The organism is Umezawaea sp. Da 62-37 (genome assembly GCF_032460545.1).
GTDB lineage: Bacteria > Actinomycetota > Actinomycetes > Mycobacteriales > Pseudonocardiaceae > Umezawaea.
This window is the reverse complement of the sequence record NZ_CP135965.1, coordinates 3,282,026-3,304,294: the sequence shown is the minus strand read 5'-3', so window position 1 is coordinate 3,304,294 and position 22,269 is coordinate 3,282,026. Positions and strand designations below refer to the sequence as shown.

The following is a 22,269-nucleotide window of genomic DNA, read 5'->3' as shown; positions in this document are numbered from 1 at the left end:
CCGCGGTTCGCCGCGGGAACGCATTGCCGCCCCATCCCGGTGGCAGCACGAGACGAGGACGGAAATGCCGAAGCAGAAGACGCACAAGGGGACCTCCAAGCGGATCAGGGTCACCGGCAGCGGCAAGCTGCTCCGGGAGAAGGCCGGCAAGCGGCACCTCCTGGAGAAGAAGTCGAGCAAGCTGACCCGTCGGCTCAGCGGCACGGTCGAGGTCGCGAAGAACGACGTGCCCCGCCTGAAGAAGCTGCTCGGGCTCTGAGTCCGCTCCGCACCCCCTGAACACAGGGGCGCCGGTGTCACCGCCGGGCCCCACGAGATCGACAGGATGAACAGTGGCACGCGTCAAAAGGGCCGTGAACGCCCACAAGAAGCGCCGTACCACCCTCGAGCTGGCCAGCGGTTACCGCGGCCAGCGCTCGAGGCTGTACCGCAAGGCCAAGGAGCAGGTGCTCCACTCGCTCATGTACGCGTACCGGGACCGCCGGGCGCGCAAGGGCGACTTCCGCAAGCTGTGGATCCAGCGCATCAACGCCGCTGTCCGCGCGAACGGGATGACGTACAACCGCTTCATCCAGGGTCTGCGCTTGGCCGAGATCGAGGTCGACCGCAAGATCCTCGCCGACCTGGCCGTCAACGACCCGGCCGCGTTCTCCGCGATCGTGGAGCTGGCCAAGCTGGCCATGCCGGAAGACGTGAACGCGCCGCTGGCCGAGGACAAGGCCTGAGCGACCACACTCGCGCACGACGACCCGAGGCAGCTCCGTTCACCGAACGGACACCTCGGGTCGTTGCTGCTCGGCGGCTGACCCGCCGCCAGGGCAGGGATCGCGCCGAACAGTTCCTCGCCGAAGGCGCGCAAGCCGTTCGCGAAGCACTCGCCTGGGCCGCCGCGGGCCGCGGTCAGGTCCACGAGCTGTTCGTGACCCAAGCCGCCGCCGAACGCAACCCGTCGCTCATGCGCACCGCCATCGACGAGGGCGTCCGGGTCACCGAGGTCACCGACAAGGCCGCCGCCGGCCTCTCGGAAACCGTGACCCCACAAGGCCTCATCGCAGTTTGCGACCCCGTCGACGTGCCGCTGGACACCGTGCTCCGCACCAACCCGAAACTGGTCGCCGTGCTCCACGGCGTCACCGACCCCGGCAACGCGGGCACCGTCGTCCGAGTCGCCGACGCCGCGGGCGCAGACGCCGTCATCTTCGCGGGCGACACCGTCGACCCCCACAACGGCAAGTGCGTCCGCGCCTCCACCGGCAGCGTCTTCCACCTGCCCATCGCCAGAACCCGCGACGCCACCGACGTCTTCACCGCCTGCCGCGCGGCCGGACTCAGGCTCGTCGCCGCGGACGGCTACGCCACCGACGACCTCGACACCGCCGACGTCCGCGGCGACCTCGCCCACCCAACCGCCTGGGTCTTCGGCAGCGAGGCTCACGGCCTACCGGACAGCGTCATCGAACAACTGGACACCTCGCTCAAGGTCCCCATCTACGGCGGCGCGGAAAGCCTCAACCTAGCCACCGCCGCGGCAGTGTGCCTGTACGCATCGGCCAGGGCACAGCGCAACGCCTAAGACCGTATCTCGTTTGGGCGTGTTGCGAGGTAGGCGATATCGTTGATCAACGATGAACGATGTAGAGAAGTGGTGCCCAGAGCCGTTGTGGCAGCTGGCACAGCCGTTGCTGCCCGATGCGCCGCAACGCCACCAGTGCGGAGGTCGGCGGCGTCTGGACGATCGTATGGTGCTGGCGGCCATCCTGTACGTGCTGCGGACCGGATGTGCCTGGTCGGCGCTACCGGCGTCGTTCGGGGTCAGCACCCCGACCGCGCATCGCCGGTTCACCGAGTGGGTCGAGGCGGACGTGTTCGCCCGGCTGCACCAGGTGATGCTGGATCTGCTCGGCTCGGCCGGGGCGATCGACTGGTCGCGTGCGTCGGTGGACGGTATGCAGGTCAGGGCGGTCAAAGGGGGGATCTGACCGGCCCCAGCCCGGTCGACCGGGGCAAGCCCGGCAGCAAGATCCACGCCATGAGCGACCGCGGCGGTCTCCCGCTGGCCGTGGGTGTGTCCGCGGCCAACCGCAACGACCACCTGGAACTGGAGGCCGTCGTCGACGGTGTGGTCCCGGTCAAGGGGCCTGTCGGCAGGCCTCGTCACCGTCCGCGCAAGCTGCACGGCGACAAGGGCTATGACTACCTGTCCTGCCGCAAGGCGTTGCGGCGGCGGGGCATCATTGCCCGGATCGCCCGCCGGGGCATCGAGTCCTCCAAGAAGCTGGGCCGCCACCGCTACGTCATCGAACGGACCCTGGAGTGGGTTTCTCGGTTCCGACGGCTGGCGCGCCGCTACGAACGCAAGGCCGCCCACTTCCTGGCATTCGCCCAGCTGGCCTGCGCGGTGATCTGCTACCGCCGAGCCATCAAGCTGGACCTGCTTACTCACAACAACCCCAAATGAGATGTGGTCTAAGCGCAGTAACAGTTCCCTCACCAAACCACGACAGCGCCAAGCAAACCGGCTGATCGCCCAGGGAACCGGGCAAACCGGCTGATTGAGCACGGAACCAAGCGCACCCGCACCTGGTGCGGCCGATTTGACTTGGGGTTTTTGGCCCTGCACTCGCTCAGCGGGCAGGCTTTTCACCCCTGCCCCTTTTGGGCCCGCAGGGCCAAAAAGAGGGGCCCCAAGTCAAATCGGCCGCACCCGGAGACCCTGGGCACCGATGACCGGTTTTGAGGGATCAGCCCCACAGGCCCAGTTCTGGGATCACCTCAACCAGGCCAGCGCAAGTGGGGGCGTCGTACCGCACGCCATAAGCACAACCACCACCCCACCAACCACCCCACAGCTACCCCTCCAACCGCGCCGTCAACGCCCTCACCAACGGATCCGTCCCAACAGGACGGTCCAACTCCGACAGCGCGTCCTCCAACACCGACACCACCTCCGCCACCACCTCCACGGGCGTCTCCTCCCCCAACAACCCGGCAGCCCGCCGAGCAGCCGCCTCGGCCGCCCCCGCATCCCCCGACCGCAACCGGAACCGACCACCGCGCGCCACCAGGAACGCCTGCCAGCCGTGATCCTCCAGCTCGATGGCGACCTGCTCGGCGATGGCGTTCTGCTCGATCGCCTGCTCGAACTCACCGGCCTGCGCGTGCAGGTACCCCCGGATCGCCGCGATCCGCGCCGCGATGTGAGCACGCGGCCCGGACTCCTCGATACCGGGCAGCAGCACCTCGGCGCGCAGAAGCGCGGCATACCCCCCGGCAGCCTCGGTGGCAGGCAGCACGTTCGCCGCCTCGACCCACGACCCGGCCGCCTCGCCGGGCTGCTCGATCAGCTCCCAGCACTCCGCGGCCTCGGCGTAGGTGTGCGACGACTCGACGAGCTGGTCGAGCCTGCGGCGGGCGTTCGCCAGCGCGTCCAGCGCGACCGCGCGCTGCCAGTGCTCGCCGTCGTCGATGTGCTCCAGCGCCGTCGTCAGGTGGCGCAGCGCGGCCTGGTTCTCACCGAGTTGGGCACACGTCTGGCCGAGCCGGAACCGCACCTGGAGGCCGAGTTCGGCTTCGGCGTTCGCGGACTGGACGAGCCGCAGCGCCTCCTCCAGCGTCTCGGCGGCCTCGACGAGCCTGCCGGTCTTGAGGTAGCCGCCGCTGAGCGAGTAGCACGCCTGCGCGGTGTGCGCCTCGCCGCCGAACTCGCGGCACGCGGCCACGGCGTCGCGCAGTTCGCCGAGGTGCGTGGCCTCCAGCCCCAGTTCCTCGATGGTGATGGCGCGCAACCGGTGCGCTTCGGCCCGCCACCGCCCCGGATACCGGGCCGCCCGCTCCACGAGCGCGCTCGCGGTCCGCGACGCGGCATCGCCCCGGCCGAGCACGGTCTCCAGCCGCAGCCGGATCCGCAGCGCGTCGAACCGCACGCTCTCCGGCAGCTCGTCGGCCAGCAGCGCGGTCACGGCGTTCAGCGCCCCGGTGAGGTCCTGGCGCCGGGCCAGGTGTTCGGCGCGGTCGACGCGCACCCGCGACAGCAGGTGCGGGACCTCCGCCTCGGCCTGCGCGTGCGCCTCCGCGATCAGGAACTCGGCCTTGCCGTGCTCCAGCGCGTGGTCGAGCAGTTCCGCGAGCACCAACCGGGCCAGCACGGCGGTGACCGGCGTCCCGTCGGTCTCGGCCTCGGCCACGCACCGCTGCGCGGTCTCCAGGCTCGTGGTCAGCCCGTCCTCGGGCAGCCGCCACACGCTCAGCCGCGCGCGGTACCGGTTCGCCAGGTCGGGTTCGTCCGCCTCGTCGAGCCGGTCGACGACGTCGGCGAACCCCTCCAGCAGGTCCTCGCGCGCGATCCGGGGCGCGTGCGCGGTGAGGCGCTTCGCCATGACCTGCGCGGCGATCCCGTCGGGCAGCAGCGGGTCCATGTCCGCGGGCAGCGACCGGAGCAGCCTGCTGCCGGTGATGAAGTCGCCGTGGTCGAACGCGGCGTTGGCGCGCACCGCCAGGTCGACCGGGTCCGACGACAGGTCCAGCTCGTCCGGTTCGTCGACGACCTCGGCGGGCGTCAGCACCGGCACGGCCAGCGGCACGTGCCCGGAATCGGGGCGCGCCAACGTCTCCCGCACCCGGTCGCCCACGGCGCTGGTGCCGTTGCGCTCGTCGAACCGCGCGGCCAGCTCCAGCGCGGACGCCTCCAACTCGGCCCGCAGCCCGGCGGCCGGCGCGGTGCGCGTCGTGACGCCGTCCGCCTCCGGCACGTCGAACACCAGGTCCTCGGTGACCCTGCTCAGCAGCAGCGCGGCGGCCGCGGCGAAGTCCATCGCCTCGGCGGGGCTGGTGGAGCGGTGCACGCGGTGGAGTTGCCCGGAGAGCAGGTCGACGCCGCGGGTCACGTGCCCCGTCGTGGCGCAGAACTCCAGGTGCGCGTTGAGGTAGCTCGCGAGCTTGTCGTCCTTGATCAGCCTGCACGCCACCAGGTGCGCGTTGCTCGCCCGGTCGTGGTCGCCCAGCGCGACGAACGCGGGCAGCAGCGCGGTGAGGATGCCCTGCGGCTGCGTCGTGCACGTGGTCTCCTGCGACAGCACGGGTTCCGCGAGCGCCACGGCCTCCGCGTGCCGCCCGAGCCGGATCAGGTGCGACGCCTGGTCCTCGACGACGCAGGCCTCGCAGTCGCTCATCGGGCCGCGGTCGAGCGCCAGGAACTTCGTCAGGTGCTCGCGGTACGCGTCGACGTCGCCGACGTGCAGCGCCAGCGTCGCGCGCACGCCGTGCACCGGCTGCTGCGAGAAGCCGTGCTTGCGGTAGCGGGCCGCGAACTGCTCCACCACGGCCTCGAGCTGCGCCCGGCTGAACCGCGGATCGCGCCGCAGGCCGTTCGCGATCCACTTGTGGCACCAGTCGAACGTGTGCGACTCCCAGCGGCCGAAGTCCTCCGGTCCGCGCTTCTCCGCGGCGGTGCACCAGGCGAACGGGGCGAGCATCAGGTCGTAGCGGCCGAGGTCGTAGCAGGAGCGGATCAGCGCGACCCGGCAGGACACGGCGAGCTGCTGGTGGTCCGCCGCGTCCGCCGCCCGCGCCGCGCGTTCCAGCGCCTCGTGCCGCGGCATCCCCGGCGGCAGGTGGTAGGCCTCGGTGAACTGCTCCTCGGCGGCCAGCTTGTCGGTCATCGGTCTCCCACGGCCCTGTTGAGCAGCTCCAGGAACGAGCGGTTGAGCGCGGCGGTGTCCTTGGGCCGCATCGGTCGCCGCGCCTGGAGCAGCGCGTGCACGTACAACGACTCGACGGTCAGCTCCACCAGCGCCGGGTCCGACAGCGCGGCCAGTCTGCGCACCAGCGGGTTGCGGCAGTTCAGCACGAGCTGCTGGCTCGCCGTCGACTCCTCCGCCACCAGCTCGCTCAGCAGTTCCGCCCACAGCGGGTCCGCGTCGTCGGAGATCTCCTCGGCGTCGCGCTTGCGCTCCCCGGCGACGTTGGTGATCAGCAGCGCGGGCAGCGACACCGGGTCGAAGTCGCGCGTCACGGCCTCGCAGTCGTGCCGGTCCAGCACCCCGCCCGCCTCGGCGAGCCTGCTGCGCAGCTCGGAGTCGAACAGCGGCTCCGGGTGGTCCAGCGCGGCCAGCAGCTCGCCGGGCTGGACCTGCCGCGCCGCGACCGCCCCGTCCATCGCGACCAGCCGGTCCAGGATTTCCACGTCGTAGGCGTAACCGGCGTTGAGCAGCCCGATGCCCTGCGCCTGCGCGACCGGCGCGAGCTGGCGGAACTCGTCCACGTTCGGCACGTACAGCACCGTGCCGTGCATCCGGCGGAACTGCCGCAGCGGCACCGCGCCCTCGGTCGTCTCGAACGGCAGCCAGCGCTCGACCAGCCGCAGCATCTCGTCGTCCGCGCGGGCCAGCGACTTGATGCCCAGGTGGTGCGCCGACAGCAGCTGCGACGTGCGTTCCGGATCGGTCGCGTCCAGGCGCACCAACCAGTCCCGCACCTGCTTGCCCAGTTCGTCGCGCACGGCCAGCAGCGTTTCGTCCTGGTACAGCGACTCGCGGCTCGCGGTCGGCCGCAGCGCCGACGAGTCGACCACGCACCGCACGAAGTACGCCCAGTCGGGCAGCAGCCCCTCGACGCCGTCGCCGACCAGCATCCGCTTCAGGTAGACCCGGTGCGACTGGCGCGTGCCGGGGTGCACGCCCTCGGGCAGCACGAACGCGACACCGGTCAGCCCGACCGTCGGCACCGCGATCGGGATGGCGTCGAACGGCCGGAACCCGAACAGGCCCTCGCCGTAGTCGACCATCCGCTCCGTCAGGTCCGAGCCGGTCTCGTCCGACCGCCGCGACCACGGCAGGTCGCCCGTCGTCGCCGCCTCGCCCGCGACGTGCACGGTCACCGGCAGCAGGTCGCCGTACTCGGTCACCAGCGCGCGCACCATGTCCGCGGTCAGCCAGTGCTCGGCGTCGCGGTTCGGCACCAGCTCGATCGTGGTCCCCACCTCGACCCGCGCCCCGTCGTCCACCTCGACCCGGTAGTTGCCCGACGCGTCCGCCGTCCACCGCACCGCGGGCCCGCCCGTCGCCGAACGGGTCACCAGTCGGATCTCCTCCGCGACCAGGAACGCCGACAACATCCCCACACCGAACTGGCCGAGAAAACCCTGCCGGGTGAACCCGAGCTCGTCCCGCTTGGACGTGCGCCCCAACGTCGACAGCAGCTCGTGCACCTCGCGCTCGGACAGACCGATGCCCGAGTCCGATATCCGCAGCACGCCGTCCGCGTTCGCGTCACTCGGCTCGATCAGCACCTCGGCGGGCGCGTCCGGGTCCAGCTCGCGGCGGGCGGTGATGGCGTCCACCGCGTTCTGCAGCAGTTCGCGAACGTAGACGCGGGGGCTGCTGTAGAGGTGGTGGCTGAGCAGGTCGATCATCCCGCGCAGGTCGACACCGAAGGTGTGGGACATGGGTGTGCTGCTCACCTCGGGGTCGCGTGGACTGGGCCTCAGATCCTAGTGCGCCCGCTCCCGCGACGGACCTGTCTTTCCGCTTCCGGGAAAATCTCGGCAACTCCACGTGACCACCCGATCACCCCGACACCGGATTGTTCGACCAGTGGTCCACCACGGCGGTGATTGGCCCCGGCGCTGGTGGTGGGCGCTGGTAGGAGCCGGTCGGAGGCCGGCGCGGCGGTCGGTCCGGACGCGGTGGTCGAGGCGACCGGACGGTACGGCCGAACGGTGCGGCCGGCCCCAGCGGTCTCGGTTGGTGGCCGTGCGTAATGGCGGCGCATGGTGGTGAGGCACAACGGCACCGCCCGCATGACCGCTCCTACGCGCACCAACAAACCGAGCGCGCCCGCACCTTGTTCGGCAGCCACCCCACCCAGTTCCAAGGGAACACCCCCACCCCCGGCGACGAACCACAACACCCCCCACCCACCTACCCAACCGCCCGCTCACCGCACAACCTCCCCCACCAGCGATGCGCGGAGGAACTCCACCACCCCCATCGCCTACTATCGGCCTGCTCCGCCGCGTGTCGGGCGGCGGAGCCGATTCCACCTATCCGCGACGTGCCCAACGGGAGCTGTCCACCAACCATGTCCGGAGCAAACGACCCGTACGACCCCAAGGAGGTCGCGGCGCTCGCGCCGGAGGCCCTCGACGCGGCCGTGCAGAAGGCAAGAGAGGCGTTCGCCGGCGCCGTCGACCTCGACGCGCTCGCCGCCCTGAAGTCCGCGCACGTCGGAGACCGCTCGCCGGTCCTGCTGGCACGCCGGGAGATCGGCGCGCTGCCGCCCAAGGCGAAGGCCGAGGCGGGCAAGCGGGTCAACGAGGCCCAGGGCGCCGTGAAGAAGGCCTATGACGAGCGCCTCGCCGTGCTGCAGACCGAGCGGGACGAGCGCGTGCTGCGCGAGGAGTCCGTCGACGTCACGCTGCCGTGGGACCGGACGCCACGGGGCGCCCGCCATCCGATCACCATGCTCGCCGAGCGCGTGGCCGACGTCTTCGTGGCCATGGGCTACGAGGTCGCCGAGGGCCCCGAGCTCGACACGGAGTGGTTCAACTTCGACGCGCTGAACTTCGGCAAGGACCACCCGGCGCGCACGATGTCGGACACGTTCTACGTCGCGCCCGCGGACTCCGGCCTGGTGCTGCGCACGCACACCTCGCCGGTGCAGGCCCGCACGCTGCTGGAGCGCGAGCTGCCGGTGTACGTGGTGTGCCCCGGCCGCACGTTCCGCACCGACGAGCTGGACTCGACGCACACGCCGGTGTTCCACCAGGTCGAGGGCCTCGCCGTCGACAAGGGCCTCACCATGGCGCACCTCAAGGGCACCCTGGACGCGTTCGCGCGGGCCATGTTCGGCGAGGGCTCCAAGACCCGGCTGCGCCCGCACTTCTTCCCGTTCACCGAGCCGTCCGCCGAGGTGGACGTGTGGTTCCCGGAGAAGAAGGGCGGCGCGGGCTGGGTCGAGTGGGGTGGCTGCGGCATGGTCAACCCGAACGTCCTGCGCGCCACCGGCGTCGACCCGGACGTCTACTCGGGCTTCGCCTTCGGCATGGGCCTCGAACGCACGCTGCAGTTCCGCAACGGCCTGCCCGACATGCGCGACATGGTCGAGGGCGATGTCCGCTTCACGCTGCCCTTCGGAACGGAGGCCTGACCGGTGCGTATTCCGGTTAGCTGGTTGACCGAGCACCTCGAGTTCGCGGAGGCGCCCACCCCGGACGAACTGGCCGAGGCCTTCATCCGGATCGGCATGGAGATCGACGACGTGCGCCCGCTCGGGCCCGTCAGCGGTCCCATCGTCGCCGGGCGCGTCGTCGAGATCGAGGAGCTCGAGGAGTTCAAGAAGCCCATCCGGTTCTGCCAGGTCGAGGTCGCCCCCGGCAAGGTGAACGGGATCGTCTGCGGTGCCACGAACTTCGTCGAGGGCGACACGGTCGTCGTGGCGCTGCCCGGCGCGGTGCTGCCCGGCGACTTCACCATCTCCGCGCGCAAGACCTACGGCCGCACCAGCGACGGCATGATCTGCTCCGCCCGCGAACTGGGCCTCGGCGAGGAGCACGCCGGCATCCTGGTGCTGCCCAGCGGCACCGCGCAGCCCGGTGACGGCGCCGTGGAGCTGCTCGGCCTGGACGACACCGTCCTGGAGATCACGCCCACGCCCGACCGCGGCTACGCCTTCTCGGTGCGCGGTCTCGCGCGGGAGATCGCGTGCGCGTTCGACGTCGCTTTCGGCGACCCGGCCGTGGCCGACGTGCCGGAGGCCGAGGGCGAGGTGTGGCCCGTGCACCTCGAGGACGGCGCGGGCTGCGCGAGGTTCGTCGCCCGCCAGGTCAGCGGGGTCGACCCGACCGCGCCGACGCCGTGGTGGATGCGCCGCAGGCTGATGCTCGCGGGCATCCGCTCGATCTCGCTGCCGGTCGACGTGACCAACTACGTGATGATCGAACTCGGGCACCCGCTGCACGCGTTCGACGCCTCGAAGCTCCAGGGCAACCTGGTCGTGCGGCGCGCGAAGTCGGGCGAGAAGCTCACCACGCTCGACGACACCGTGCGCGTGCTCGACGCCGACGACATCGTGATCGCCGACGACACCGGCGTCATCTCGATGGCCGGTGTCATGGGCGGCGCGAGCACGGAGGTCGGCGACAAGACCGGCGACATCCTGCTCGAAGCGGCGATCTGGGACCCCGCGTCCATCGCCCGCACCGTGCGCCGCCACAAGCTGCCCAGCGAGGCCGCGAAGCGGTACGAGCGCACGGTCGACCCGGCGCTGTCGCCGGTCGCCCTGGAGCGCGCGGCGAAGCTGCTGCACCTCTACGGCGACGGCGGGATCAAGCCCGGCCGCACGGACGTGGGAACGCCCGAGCTGCCCGGCCCGGTCACGATGCCGATCGACCTGCCGGACCGCGTCGCGGGCGTGCGCTACGCCCGCGGTGTGACGGCGCGCAGGCTCGGCCAGATCGGCTGCCAGGTCGAGGTCACCACCGGTGACGACGGCGCGACCCTGGTCACCGCCACCCCGCCGACGTGGCGTTCGGACCTGGTGCAGCCCGCCGACCTGGTCGAGGAGGTGCTGCGGCTGGAGGGGTTCGGGACGATCCCGTCCACGCTGCCGCCCGCCCCGGCCGGCCGGGGGCTGACCGAGCAGCAGCGCCGCCGCCGCACGGTCTCGCGCGCGCTGGCCGAGGACGGCTACGTCGAGGTGCTGCCGTTCCCGTTCATCTCGCCCGCGGTGTTCGACTCGTTCGGGCTGATCCCGAACGACTCGCGGCGCAACACGGTCAGCGTGCTGAACCCGCTGGAGGCGGACAAGCACGCGATGGCCACCACGCTGCTGCCCGGCCTGCTGGACGCCGTGCAGCGCAACCTGTCCCGCGGCCAGAAGGACGTGGCGCTGTTCAACATCGCCCAGGTCACGCTGCCGCGCACCCAGCAGGTGCCGGTGCCGACCATCGGCGTCGGCGAGCGGCCCACCAAGGCCCAGGTGGCGTCCATGCTGGCCGCGCTGCCGCAGCAGCCGGTGCACGTGGCCGTCGTGCTGGCCGGGCACCGCGAGCACGCGGGCTGGTGGGGCAAGGGCCGCCAGGCCGACTGGGCGGACGCGGTCGAGGCCGCCAAGCTCGTCGCCAAGGCGTACGGCGTCACCCTGCGCGTGGTCGCGTCCGACCTCGCGCCGTGGCACCCCGGCCGCTGCGCGCAGCTGCGCGTCGGCGACTGGCCCGTCGGGCACGCCGGCGAGCTGCACCCGAAGGTCGTCGAGGCGCTCGGGCTGCCCAAGCGGACCGTCGCGATGGAGCTGGACCTGGACGCGCTGCCGCTCAACGACAACCGGCCCGCGCCGATCATCTCGGCGTACCCGCCGGTGCTGCTGGACGTGGCGGTGGTGGTCGACGCGGCCGTTCCCGCCGCTGAGGTGGCCGCTGTGCTCGAATCGGGTGGTGGCGACCTGCTGGAGGACATCCGGCTGTTCGACGTCTACACGGGCGAGCAGGTGGGCGAGGGCAAGCGTTCCCTGGCGTACGCGCTGCGGTTCCGGGCTCCCGACCGCACGTTGACCGTCGAAGAGGCCACGGCGGCGCGCGACGCCGCCGTGACGGCGCTGACCGAAAGGCACGGCGCCACGCTCCGCTCCTGAGGGCGGTGGGTGTCGTGAGCGCGGGATCGTGAAGGGTCACCCGGTCGGAGCACGTTAGTCCGACCGGGTGAACCACGGTCGAATGGAATAACGAAGAAGTGCCTGCTCACGATGGTGCAGGTGTCTTGATTGGGCGCTGAAGCCTGGTGATGGATCCTCACGTTCAGTGATCGGGCCTTGCTTCTCCGTTGAATGTTCTCCAAGATTGGCGGGCGGCCCGCGGGGCCGAGGGGCGAAGCGATGAACTGCCGGGCGAGTTGGTCGCCGGTCCGGTAGGGAGCTAGAGGCGAACCCACCGCCTGGAGCAACGGCTCATGGAGTTGCGCCATGCGTAGTTTGGGCCCGCGAATGGAGATCGCCGTCGCGACGACGATCCTGGGCGTGGGTGCGGCCGTGGTAGCGGCCATGCACCTGACGTGGCCGGACCCCCGTACCCCCACCATGGCCTACGCCATCAGCGCGGGCGAGGCGGGCGTGTCGGACCTCAAGCCGTTCGGGATCAACGACGTGTCCGGCGGCGCCGTGGAGCTGACGCCCGGCAGCGAGGGCGCGCGGCAGGTGCGGCTGTCCAACCCGAACGACGTCGACATCATCGTGGTCAACCTGGCGGCCATTCCCGGCCAGCCGGTCGACTCCGGGCACAACAAGGTCCCAGGCTGCCCGTCCGGCGTGCTCACCGTGTCGCCGATGGACACCCCCGTCGCCATCCCTCCCGCGGGCGAGGTCGAGGTGGAGATGGTCGTGCAGGTCGCCACCGACGTGCCCGACGCGTGCAAGGACCTGGTCTTCCCGCTGACGTACTCGGGTCACGCGACCAGGGGGTAGCGGCGGTGCGGTGGCGGGCGGCGGTGCGCTGCTCGCCGTGGGGGGAAGTCCTGGACGTGGGGGATGAGGGCCGGCGGTTCACCACGACGCTGGACCGGGACGAGGGGGAGGGCGCGTTGCTGGTCACGGTGGTGGAGCGGACGCCGGATGTGCTCGTCGTCCACAAGACCCACCGCGTCCTGTTCGCGCTCACCCCAGGTGCTTGAGCGCTTCCCTGCGGGACAGCGGGGAGAGGTCGGGGTGGTCGGCCACGAACCGCCGCACCCGGTCGGGGTCGGTCTTCGCGTAGTCGCGCAGTGCCCAGCCGATGCCCTTGCGCAGGAAGAAGTCCTGGTCGGCGACGCAGGCCTCCGCGCACTCGGCCAGCAGGTCCGTGTCGGTGGCGCCCTTCGCCCCCAGCTGGCAGATCACCGACGTGCGGCGGCGCCACCGGTCGGCGTCGCGCGACCACGCGCGCACCACCGGTGCGACGACGGCGGGGTGGGCGCGCAGCAGGGGGCCGACGCGCCTGGCCGCGATCTCGTCCACGAAGTCCCACCAGGCGCCGGTGACGACCAGTTCGTCGTAGAGCGGCAGCAGGTCGACGTCCTGCCACCTCCGGTACGCGTCGGTCAGGTCCAGCGCCAGGTAGCGTTCCTCGCGGTGGGTCGCCTCGCGCCACAGCCGCAGCACGGCGGCCCGCCACGCGTCGCGCGAGGGCATCGGGTGCGCGGCGAACAACGTCCGCGCCAGCTTCGCGCGCTCCGGTTTCGCCACGCCGCGGAACGGCATCCCCGACTTCATGTACGCCCGCATGCCCTCGGCCTTCACGGGGTCGGCCGCTTCGGCGAGTCCGGCGCGAACCGCGTCGACCAGGTCCATGCGGTGAAAGTAGTCGCTAGTTTGACCGCATGGACCTGATCAACCCGGCTGTCAGCGACTACCTCCTCGACCACTGCACGCCCGCCGACGACCTGCTGCGCGAACTCGCCGAGGAGACGCTCGCGGCGACCGGCGGCGCGTCGGAGATGCAGATCTCGCACGACGAGGGCGAGTTCCTCACCATGCTGGTCCGGCTGGTCGGCGCGCGGCGGGCCGTGGAGGTCGGTGTGTTCACCGGCTACTCGTCGATCTGCATCGCCCGCGGCCTGCCCGCCGACGGCCACCTGCTCGCGTGCGACGTCAGCGAGGAGTGGACCTCGATCGCCCGCCGCTACTGGGCCCGCGCGGGCCTGGAGGACCGGATCGAACTGCGCCTCGCGCCGGCCGTGGAGACCCTGCGCGCGCTGCCCGACGAGCCCGAGATCGACTTCGCGTTCATCGACGCCGACAAGGTCGGCTACCCGGACTACTACGAGGAGCTGGTCCGGCGGCTGCGGCCCGGCGGCCTGGTCGTGCTCGACAACGTGCTGCGCGACGGCGGCGTCCTCGACGAGTCCTCCCAGAACCCCGGCGACATCGCCATGCGCCTGATGAACACCCTCGTCGTGCGGGACAAGCGCGTCGAGTCCGTGATGCTGCCCGTCCGCGACGGCGTCACCCTGGCCCGGAAGCTGTAGGCGGACGACCCCCGACCCCACCCCTCAGGAGGTCGGGGGTCCCAACCTCAGCGCACCCGGCGGACGGCCCGGGCGCCGACGCCGACCAGGACCGCGACGACCAGCACCACGATCGCGCTCTCGGCCAGCTGGAACTGCCAGAACTGCGACTGCGGGTGGTACCAGGTGAATTGGCTCGCGACGCCCTGGTCGGCCAGGCACTGGGCGATGGGCGTCTCGCCGCACTTCTGCCCGGCGAACGCGGTCGGGGCACCCTGCGCGTCGAGGTACCCGATCTCCACCCGCCACGCGCCCGGCTCCTCCACGACCGAGGGCACGTACACCGGGTCGACGTAGTGGGGGCGTGCGGCGTTCCCGACGATGACCAGCAGCGCCAGGTACCCGGCGAGGGTGATCGCCATGGCGCCCAGGGTGCTGCGCACCAGCAGTCCCGCGGTCGCGCCGATCGCGAACGCGACCGCCGTGTAGGCCCCGAGCACGTACCCCTGGCTCTCGAACATCGGCGTCTGCAGCCTGCTGGACAGGATGAAGCTCAACGGCCCCAGCGCTTTGGCGTTGAGCAGGCCGAGCAGCGTCATCGCCAGCGTGATCGGAACGCCGGCGACGAGCAGCTTCGTGGCCCACCACCGGATGCGGCCGATGGACTGGGTCAGGCCGAACACGTGCGTGCCCTGTTCCAGTTCCCGCGCGAACACCGGCGCCCCGGCGAACATGCCCAGCAGCACCGGCAGGGCCAGCATCGCCATCGGGATGACGCCGAGCAGCTCCCCGTACCGCTCGTCGAGCACCGCGGCCTCGGCGGGCAGCACCGACGACAGGTCGACCGCCAGCGCGGCCATGCCCGCGGCCACGACCGCCACCAGCGCCAGGGACACCAGGGTCAGCAGCCGTTGCTGCCGCCACGCCACCCACGTCATACCGCCACCGCCCGCTCGCTCGTCGCGCGTCCCGCCCGGAGGTACCCGAGCGCCAGTTCCTCCAGCGTCGGCACGTGCGCCTCCGCGTCCGGTGGCGGCAGGTCCACCCCGCGCACCAGCACCGTCGACTGCCGCTCGGTGTCCCGCCGCTCCACGACGGCGGCCGCGGGCACGTCCAGCGACCGCGGCCCGATCAGCAGCCGGTGCTCCGCCAGCAGGTCCTCCACGTCACCGGCGAGCTGCACGCGCCCCTCCGAGAGCAGCAGCAGGTGGTCGCAGATCCCGTCCAGCTCCGCGATCACGTGCGACGACAGCAGCACGGTGGTCCCGGTCTCGGCGACCTCGGCCAGCAGCGCCTGCATGACCTCCTGGCGCGCCAACGGATCCAGGTCCGCCAGCGGCTCGTCCAGCAGCAGCACCTCCGGCCTGCGCCCGAGCACCACCGCCAGCGCGACCCTCGTGCGCTGCCCGCCGGACAGCGTCCGGACCTTCGCGCGGAGCGGCACGCCCGCCTCCGCGACCAGCCGCCGCGCGTAGGCGTCGTCCCAGACCGGGTTCAGCGCCCGGCCCGCGTGCAGGACCTCCTCGACGGTGAACCCCTGGTACAGCGGCTTCCCCTGCGCCAGGAACCCCGGTTTGCCGCGGACCGCGATGGTTCCCGCGGTGGGTCGCAGCAGTCCCACCGCCAACGACATCAACGTGCTCTTGCCCGCCCCGTTCGGCCCGACCAGTGCCGAGATCCGCCCTTCGGGCAGCGCGAACGTGCAGTCCCCCAGCGCCCACCCCCTGCGGTAGCGCTTGCCCAACCCGGTCGCGACGAGCGCGGCCGACCCCTCGTCCATGGTGGTGTCCTCACGTCCCGTAGTGCTCGTCCAGCACGGCTTTCACCAGTGCCTCCACGTCCTCGCGCTCCAGCCCGCCCGCGTCGGCGCCCGCCAGCCACTCCGCCAGTCCCGCGCGCAGCACCCCGTCGTCGGTCGCGCCGGGTCTCGCCAGCGTTCGGACCACGAACGTCCCCAGCCCCCGCCGTCCTTCGACGAGGCCCTCCCGTTCGAGCTCCCGGTAGGCCTTCAGCACCGTGTTCGGGTTCATCGCCGTGGCGGTCATGACCTCCTTCGCGGTCGGCAGCCGATCGCCGGGCCGCAACACCCCCAACCGCAGCGCCTGCTTGGTCTGGTGCACCAGTTGCAGGTAGGCGGCGACCCCGGAACGGCGGTCGATCCGGAACTCGATCACCCAGCACCCTTTCACTACTTAATTGGTGAAAGCATGATGCCCAGTCGGGGCCCCTCGACGCAAGTGCGCGAGGAACGTCACCCGGATAGGTGCCCGATTAAGGCTTGAGTGAGTTTGCATCCCTATGCATAATTATCCGTATGACGGTGCGGATCGCGGTCGCTGGAGCCAGCGGGTATGCGGGGGGCGAGGTGCTGCGGCTCCTGCTCTCGCACCCCGACGTGGAGATCGGCGCGCTGACGGCGGGTGGCAACGCGGGCAGCCGCCTGTTCGCCCACCAGCCGCACCTGCTGCCGCTCGCGGACCGGGTGCTGGAGGAGACGACGGCGCAGGCGCTCGCCGGTCACGACGTCGTGTTCCTCGCCCTGCCGCACGGGAAGTCGGCCGAACTGGCCGCGCAGCTGGGTGACGACGTGCTGGTCGTCGACTGCGGCGCCGACCACAGGCTGGTCGACTCGTGGGCGTGGGAGCGCTGGTACGGCGGCGACCACGCCGGGTCGTGGCCCTACGGGCTGCCGGAACTGCCGGGGCGAAGGCAGCAGCTGGTGGGCGCCAAGCGGGTGGCCGTTCCGGGTTGCTACCCGACGGTGTCCTCGCTCGCGCTCGCCCCCGCGGTCGCCGCGGACCTGATCGAGCCCGAGGTGGTCGTGGTCGCGGTGTCGGGCACGTCCGGCGCGGGCAAGGCGGCCAAGACGAACCTGCTCGGCTCCGAGGTGATGGGGTCGCTCAGCGCGTACGGCGTCGGCGGCGCGCACCGGCACACCCCGGAGATCGTCCAGAACCTCAGCGCGATCGCGGACCGGCCGATCGGGGTCTCGTTCACCCCGGTGCTGGCCCCGCTGCCGCGCGGCATCCTCGCCACCTGCTCCGCGCAGCTCCGACCCGACGCCGAGGACGTGCGCGCGGTGTACGCGAAGGCGTACGCGGACGAGCCGTTCGTGCACCTGCTGCCCGAGGGCCACTGGCCCACGACCGGCGCGGTGCTCGGCTCGAACGCGGTGCAGTTGCAGGTGACCGTCGACCCGGACCTCAACCGGCTGGTCGTGGTCGCGGCGATCGACAACCTGACGAAGGGCACGGCGGGCGCCGCCGTGCAGTGCATGAACCTGGCGCTAGGCCTGCCGGAGACCACCGGCCTGTCCACCGTGGGAGTGGCTCCGTGATCGATCGCGACAAGGGTGTTACCGGCCCGAAGGGCTTCAAGGCCGCGGGGGTGGCCGCCGGGATCAAGGCGACCGGCGCGCTCGACCTGGCGCTGGTCGTCAACGCGGGCCCGCTCGACGCGGCGGCGGGCGTGTTCACCACCAACAAGGTCAAGGCCGCGCCGGTGCTGTGGTCCCAGCAGGTCATCCGGGAGCGCAGGCTCACCGCGGTGGTGCTGAACTCCGGCGGCGCCAACGCGTGCACCGGCCCCGAGGGCTTCCAGGACACCCACGCCACCGCCGAGAAGGTCGCGGAAGTGCTGTCCTGCGGCGCGATCGAGGTCGCGGTCTGCTCCACCGGCCTGATCGGCGAGCGGCTGCCGATGGACGCCGTCCGGTCCGGTGTGGACAGTGCCGCGAAGGACCTCCAGGGCACCGTCGAGGCCGGGTTCGCCGCCGCGACCGCCGTGCTCACCACCGACTCGCGCGCCAAGCAGTCCTGGTCCGCGCACGCCGACGGCTGGTCGGTCGGCGGGTTCGTGAAGGGCGCGGGAATGCTCGCCCCCAACATGGCGACGATGCTCTCGGTCATCACGACCGACGCCGTGGTCGACGGCGCCGCGCTGGACACCGCGCTGCGCTTCGCGACCAACCGGACGTTCGACCGCCTCGACGTCGACGGCGGCACCTCCACCAACGACACCGTGCTGGTGCTGGCCTCCGGCGCCTCGGGCGTCACGCCGAGCGCCGAGGACTTCACCGCGCTGCTCACGGCCGTCGCGGGCGACCTCGTCAAGCAGCTTCAGGGCGACGCCGAGGGCGTGACCAAGGAGGTCTCGGTGACCGTCCGCGGCGCGGCGAGCGAAAAGGAGGCCGTGCACATCGGCCGCACGGTGGCCGAGGACAACCTGGTCAAGACCGCGCTGTTCGGCTCGGACCCCAACTGGGGCCGCATCGCGATGGCGCTGGGCCGCGCGGACGCGGTGATCGACCCGGACAAGCTCGGCATCACGATCAACGGCGCGACCCTGTTCGCCAACGGCACCAAGGCGCAGGACCGCTCGGCCGCGGACCTGTCCGGCCGCGAGATCGACATCGTCATCGACCTCAACGTCGGCGACGCGACCGCCACGATCCTCACCACCGACCTCTCGCACGGCTACGTCGAAGAGAACAGCGCGTACTCGTCGTGAACGGCGCCCAGGAGAAAGCGGCCGTCCTCGTCGAGGCGCTGCCGTGGTTGCAGCGGTTCCGCGGCGCGATCGTGGTCGTGAAGTACGGCGGCAACGCCATGGTCGACGACAAGCTCAAGCAGGCCTTCGCACAGGACATGGTGTTCCTCAAGCTCGCGGGCCTGCACCCGGTCGTCGTGCACGGCGGCGGCCCGCAGATCGGCGCCATGCTCAAGAGGCTCGGCATCGAGAGCGAGTTCCGCGGCGGACTGCGGGTCACCACCCCCGAGGCGATGGACGTCGTCCGGATGGTCCTGGTCGGGCAGGTGGGCCGCGAGCTCGTTGGCCTGATCAACGCCCACGGCCCGCACGCGGTCGGCATGTCCGGTGAGGACGCGCACCTGTTCACCGCCACCCGGCGCCCGGCGATCGTGGACGGCGAGCCGGTCGACATCGGGCTGGTCGGCGACATCACCGGGGTGAACCCGGACGCGGTGCTGGACCTGGTGCGCGCGGGCCGGATCCCGGTCGTGTCTTCGGTCGCGCCGGACGCGGAGGGCGTGGTGCACAACGTGAACGCGGACACCGCGGCAGGCGCGCTCGCCATCGCGCTGAACGCCAGGAAGCTCGTCGTGCTGACGGACGTCGAGGGGCTGTACGCGGACTGGCCGGACCGGTCGTCGCTGCTGCACGAGGTGCGCGCGGACGAACTGGAGAAGATGCTGCCGGAACTGGACAGCGGCATGGTGCCGAAGATGGAGGCCTGCCTGCGGGCGGTGCGCGGCGGGGTCCCGCAGGCGCACGTCATCGACGGGCGGTTGGAGCACTCCGTGCTGCTGGAGGTCTTCACCTCCGGCGGCGTCGGAACGATGGTCACGGGGGACGGCGGATGAACGACCAGCAGCGGTGGGAAGCCGCCATGATGAACAACTACGGCACGCCGCGGATGACGCTGGAACGCGGTGAGGGCGCGCACGTCTGGGACACCGACGGCAAGCGCTACCTCGACCTGGTCTCCGGCATCGCGGTCAACGCGCTCGGCCACGCGCACCCGGCGGTCATCGCCGCGGTGACCGCGCAGATCGGGAAGCTCTCGCACACCTCGAACCTCTTCATCAACCGGCCCGCGCTGGCGCTGGCCGAACGCCTGCTCGACCTGTCCGGTGTGGACGGTGGCAAGGTCCTGTTCTGCAACTCCGGCGCCGAGGCGAACGAGACCGCGTTCAAGATCAGCCGCCGGACCGGCCGCACGAAGGTCGTCTCCACCGAGGGCGGCTTCCACGGCCGCACGATGGGGGCGCTCGCGCTCACCGGCCAGCCGCCCAAGCGCACCCCGTTCGAACCGCTGGTGCCCGGCGTCGCGCACATCCCGTTCGGCGACGTCGCCGCGCTGGAGGCCGCGATCGACGACGAGACCGCCGCGTTCGTCGTCGAGCCCATCCAGGGCGAGAACGGCGTCGTCGTCCCGCCCGCCGGCTACCTCCAGGCCGCCCGCGCGATCACCGCGGAGCACGGCGCGCTGCTGGTCCTGGACGAGGTGCAGACCGGTGTCGGCAGGCTGGGCACCTGGTTCGCCTTCCAGCAGGCGGGCATCGTGCCGGACGTGTTCACCCTGGCCAAGGGCCTGGGCGGCGGACTCCCGCTCGGCGCGTGCATCGCCGTCGGCCCCGCGGCCGACCTGCTCGAACCCGGCCAGCACGGCACGACGTTCGGCGGCAACCCGGTGTGCTGCGCGGCCGCGCTCGCGGTGCTCGACACGATCGCGTCGGACGGCCTGCTCGAACACGCCTCCTCGGTCGGCAAGGAGATCGCCACCGGCATCGAGGCGCTGAACCACCCCCTCGTCTCGGGCGTGCGGGGAGCAGGCTTGCTGCTCGGCATCACGCTGCGCGAGGCGGTCTCGGCGAAGGCCGCGGCGGCCGCGCAGGAAGCCGGCTACCTGATCAACCCCATCCAGCCCGACGTCATCAGACTCGCCCCGCCGCTGGTGCTCGACGAGACCGACGCCCACCGGTTGGTCGCCGACCTGCCGACGTTCCTGGAGCCCTGATGACCCCGAAGCACTTCCTGCGCGACGACGACCTCACACCGGACGAGCAGATCGCCGTGCTCGACCTGGCCGACCGCTACAAGGCCGACCGGCTCACCGCGAAGCCGCTGGCGGGCCCCAAGTCCATCGCGGTGATCTTCGAGAAGAACTCCACCCGCACCCGGCTGTCCTTCGAGGTCGGCATCGCGCAGCTCGGCGGCAACCCGGTCATCATCGACGGCCGCTCCATGCAGCTGGGCCGCGAGGAGACCATCGAGGACACCTCGCGCATCCTGTCCGGGTACGTGGACGCGGTGGTGTGGCGGACGTTCGCGCAGAAGCGCATGGAGGCCATGGCCTCGGTGTCGCGGGTGCCGGTCGTCAACGCGCTGACCGACGAGTTCCACCCGTGCCAGGTGCTCGCGGACCTCCAGACGATCCGCAACCGGTACGGCAGGCTCGAAGGCCTCACCGCGACCTACCTCGGCGACGGCGCGAACAACATGTCGCACTCGATGCTGCTCGGCGGCGCCACCGCGGGCATGAACATCCGCATCGCCGCGCCCCCGTCGTTCGTGCCGGAGCCGTGGGTGCTCGACGACGCCAAGAAGCGCGCGGCGGAGACCGGCGGCTCGGTCGAGCTGGTCACCGACCCGCGCGCGGCGGTCGACGGCGCGGACGTGCTGATCACCGACACGTGGACGTCCATGGGCCAGGAGAACGACGGCCGCGACCGCGTCGGCCCGTTCCGGCCCTACCAGGTGAACGCCGACCTGGTGGCCGCCACCGGCGTCAAGACGACCGTGCTGCACTGCCTGCCCGCGCACCGCGGCTGGGAGATCACCGACGAGGTGCTCGACGGGCCGGACAGCGCGGTGTGGGACGAGGCGGAGAACCGGCTGCACGCGCAGAAGGCGCTGCTGGTCTGGTTGCTGGAGAACTCGTGACCAGGACCGCGCGCCAGGGGAGGATCGTCGAACTGGTCGCGCAGCGGGCCATCCGCAGCCAGTCCGAACTGGCGAAGACCCTGGCCATGGAGGGCATCGACGTCACGCAGGCCACGTTGTCGCGCGACCTCGACGAGCTCGGCGCGGTCAAGCTGCGCGGGCCCGACGGCGGCGCGCCGGTCTACGTGATCCCGGAGGACGGCAACCCGGTGCGCGGTGTCCAGGGCGGCACCTCGCGGCTGGCCCGCGTGCTCGGCGAGCTGCTGGTCTCGGTGGACCACTCGGGCAACCTCGCCGTCCTGCGCACCCCGCCCGGCGCGGCCCAGTTCCTGGCCAGCGCCCTGGACCGGGCGGCGCTGCACGACATCGTCGGCACCATCGCGGGCGACGACACGATCATCGTCGTGGCCCGCGACCCGCTCACCGGGGCCGATCTCGCCCAGCGGATCGCGTCGCTGTCCGAGGGCCACCAGGAGGACGACGACGACCACGACTGACCGGGTGGTCCTCCCGCACGCCGGCAGGCGGACCACCCCCACCCGCTCCAAGCGGACCGCCGAGGTCCGATGGGGTGAACCCGTGCCCGCCGGGCCGTGGTCCTCCCCACCGGCGAACGCGCTGGACGCGTTCGCCGAAACCCCCGGACGCACCCGTCCGGGGAGGTCCGGCCGCTCCCGCCCACCCGTCGCGCGGCGGCGGGCGGCCACCGCGACGGCGACCCGCCGCACGACTCCACCCTGGACACCCGCGACGAGGGCGATACCGTCGAGATGTCGTGGAACCTGACGAGCAAGAGGGATTTGAACAAGTGAGCGCACTGTGGGGCGGAAGGTTCGCG

21 protein-coding genes are annotated in these 22,269 nt (G+C 71.7%); 15 read left to right on the top strand and 6 right to left on the bottom strand.

All coding sequences use genetic code 11. The features are described 5' to 3' along the window. The first annotated feature begins 64 nt into the window (after window positions 1-64). The 4 genes from rpmI (at window position 65) to RM788_RS14425 (ending at window position 2,458) form a co-directional block, all read left to right on the top strand. On the top strand, window positions 65-259 hold the full coding sequence (gene rpmI, locus RM788_RS14440; protein ID WP_106187647.1) for a 50S ribosomal protein L35: 195 nt from the start codon (window positions 65-67) through the stop codon (window positions 257-259). Window positions 260-332: 73 nt separating this feature from the next. Further along, window positions 333-725, top strand: a complete 393-nt coding sequence (gene rplT, locus RM788_RS14435; RefSeq protein WP_315932153.1) for a 50S ribosomal protein L20 — start codon at window positions 333-335, stop codon at window positions 723-725. Next, a complete protein-coding gene (locus tag RM788_RS14430) occupies window positions 722-1,573 on the top strand; it encodes a TrmH family RNA methyltransferase (RefSeq protein ID WP_315934633.1) in 852 nt (283 codons plus the stop codon). The genes rplT and RM788_RS14430 overlap by 4 nt, the downstream gene beginning before the upstream one ends. 52 nt (window positions 1,574-1,625) lie before the next feature. After that, window positions 1,626-2,458, top strand: a protein-coding gene (locus tag RM788_RS14425; protein ID WP_315931468.1) for an IS5 family transposase whose coding sequence is annotated in 2 segments (ribosomal slippage) — window positions 1,626-1,974 and window positions 1,974-2,458 — 834 coding nt in all. Because the reading frame shifts where the segments join, the coding sequence is not laid out codon by codon here. A 391-nt stretch (window positions 2,459-2,849) separates the two neighbouring features. Here RM788_RS14425 and RM788_RS14420 read toward each other — a convergent pair. Beyond that, window positions 2,850-5,657, bottom strand: coding sequence for a tetratricopeptide repeat protein (locus RM788_RS14420; protein WP_315932152.1), 2,808 nt, complete (start codon window positions 5,655-5,657; stop codon window positions 2,850-2,852). Continuing rightward, window positions 5,654-7,441, bottom strand: coding sequence for an HSP90 family protein (locus tag RM788_RS14415; RefSeq protein ID WP_315932151.1), 1,788 nt, complete (start codon window positions 7,439-7,441; stop codon window positions 5,654-5,656). The genes RM788_RS14420 and RM788_RS14415 overlap by 4 nt, the downstream gene beginning before the upstream one ends. A 635-nt stretch (window positions 7,442-8,076) precedes the next feature. Here RM788_RS14415 and pheS point away from each other — a divergent pair. The 4 genes from pheS to RM788_RS14395 all read left to right on the top strand — a co-directional run bounded on the left by pheS (window position 8,077) and on the right by RM788_RS14395 (window position 12,656). Then, window positions 8,077-9,144 (top strand): phenylalanine--tRNA ligase subunit alpha, encoded by a 1,068-nt coding sequence (gene pheS / locus RM788_RS14410; protein WP_315932150.1) that lies wholly within the window; start codon window positions 8,077-8,079, stop codon window positions 9,142-9,144. A gap of 3 nt (window positions 9,145-9,147) precedes the next feature. Beyond that, window positions 9,148-11,625 carry a phenylalanine--tRNA ligase subunit beta gene (pheT, locus tag RM788_RS14405; protein WP_315932149.1) on the top strand — a complete coding sequence of 826 codons (2,478 nt, stop codon included), beginning with the start codon at window positions 9,148-9,150 and terminating at the stop codon, window positions 11,623-11,625. Between the two features lie 327 nt (window positions 11,626-11,952). Next, window positions 11,953-12,450: a hypothetical protein gene (locus RM788_RS14400; protein WP_315932148.1), complete on the top strand. Its 498-nt coding sequence runs from the start codon at window positions 11,953-11,955 to the stop codon at window positions 12,448-12,450. A 5-nt stretch (window positions 12,451-12,455) separates the two neighbouring features. Next, a complete protein-coding gene (locus RM788_RS14395; RefSeq protein WP_315932147.1) occupies window positions 12,456-12,656 on the top strand; it encodes a hypothetical protein in 201 nt (66 codons plus the stop codon). On the opposite strand, the gene RM788_RS14390 is transcribed toward RM788_RS14395, so the two are convergent. Next, complete coding sequence (locus RM788_RS14390; protein WP_315932146.1) at window positions 12,640-13,311, bottom strand: DNA alkylation repair protein; 672 nt, start codon at window positions 13,309-13,311, stop codon at window positions 12,640-12,642. The genes RM788_RS14395 and RM788_RS14390 overlap by 17 nt on opposite strands. 29 nt (window positions 13,312-13,340) lie before the next feature. Between RM788_RS14390 and RM788_RS14385 the strand changes: the two genes are divergently transcribed. Beyond that, entirely contained in the window at window positions 13,341-13,988 is a 648-nt protein-coding gene (locus RM788_RS14385) for an O-methyltransferase (RefSeq protein ID WP_315932145.1), read from the top strand. A gap of 47 nt (window positions 13,989-14,035) precedes the next feature. Here RM788_RS14385 and RM788_RS14380 read toward each other — a convergent pair whose 3' ends face one another. Genes RM788_RS14380 through RM788_RS14370 form a run of 3 tightly spaced genes read right to left on the bottom strand, consistent with a single transcriptional unit; the run spans window position 14,036 to window position 16,141 of the window. Next, complete coding sequence (locus RM788_RS14380) at window positions 14,036-14,905, bottom strand: ABC-2 membrane transporter-related protein (protein ID WP_315932144.1); 870 nt, start codon at window positions 14,903-14,905, stop codon at window positions 14,036-14,038. After that, the gene (locus RM788_RS14375) at window positions 14,902-15,747 is read right to left on the bottom strand and encodes an ABC transporter ATP-binding protein (protein ID WP_315932143.1); all 846 of its coding nucleotides are present in this window, start codon (window positions 15,745-15,747) and stop codon (window positions 14,902-14,904) included. Before RM788_RS14375 ends, RM788_RS14380 begins: the two co-directional genes overlap by 4 nt. Window positions 15,748-15,757: 10 nt before the next feature. Next, window positions 15,758-16,141 (bottom strand): GntR family transcriptional regulator, encoded by a 384-nt coding sequence (locus tag RM788_RS14370; protein ID WP_315932142.1) that lies wholly within the window; start codon window positions 16,139-16,141, stop codon window positions 15,758-15,760. Between the two features lie 140 nt (window positions 16,142-16,281). Here RM788_RS14370 and argC point away from each other — a divergent pair, with 140 nt between their 5' ends. The 6 genes from argC to RM788_RS14340 are packed head-to-tail and all read left to right on the top strand — an operon-like array spanning window position 16,282 to window position 21,928. Then, window positions 16,282-17,304 (top strand): N-acetyl-gamma-glutamyl-phosphate reductase, encoded by a 1,023-nt coding sequence (gene argC, locus RM788_RS14365; RefSeq protein WP_315932141.1) that lies wholly within the window; start codon window positions 16,282-16,284, stop codon window positions 17,302-17,304. Further along, window positions 17,304-18,476, top strand: coding sequence for a bifunctional glutamate N-acetyltransferase/amino-acid acetyltransferase ArgJ (gene argJ / locus RM788_RS14360; RefSeq protein ID WP_315934632.1), 1,173 nt, complete (start codon window positions 17,304-17,306; stop codon window positions 18,474-18,476). The genes argC and argJ overlap by 1 nt, the downstream gene beginning before the upstream one ends. Then, a complete protein-coding gene (gene argB / locus RM788_RS14355; RefSeq protein WP_315932140.1) occupies window positions 18,473-19,348 on the top strand; it encodes an acetylglutamate kinase in 876 nt (291 codons plus the stop codon). The genes argJ and argB overlap by 4 nt, the downstream gene beginning before the upstream one ends. Then, on the top strand, window positions 19,345-20,505 hold the full coding sequence (locus tag RM788_RS14350) for an acetylornithine transaminase (RefSeq protein WP_315932139.1): 1,161 nt from the start codon (window positions 19,345-19,347) through the stop codon (window positions 20,503-20,505). The genes argB and RM788_RS14350 overlap by 4 nt, the downstream gene beginning before the upstream one ends. After that, entirely contained in the window at window positions 20,505-21,431 is a 927-nt protein-coding gene (argF, locus tag RM788_RS14345; RefSeq protein WP_315932138.1) for an ornithine carbamoyltransferase, read from the top strand. The genes RM788_RS14350 and argF overlap by 1 nt, the downstream gene beginning before the upstream one ends. Then, window positions 21,428-21,928, top strand: coding sequence for an arginine repressor (locus RM788_RS14340; RefSeq protein WP_315932137.1), 501 nt, complete (start codon window positions 21,428-21,430; stop codon window positions 21,926-21,928). Before argF ends, RM788_RS14340 begins: the two co-directional genes overlap by 4 nt. Window positions 21,929-22,269 lie beyond the last annotated feature (341 nt).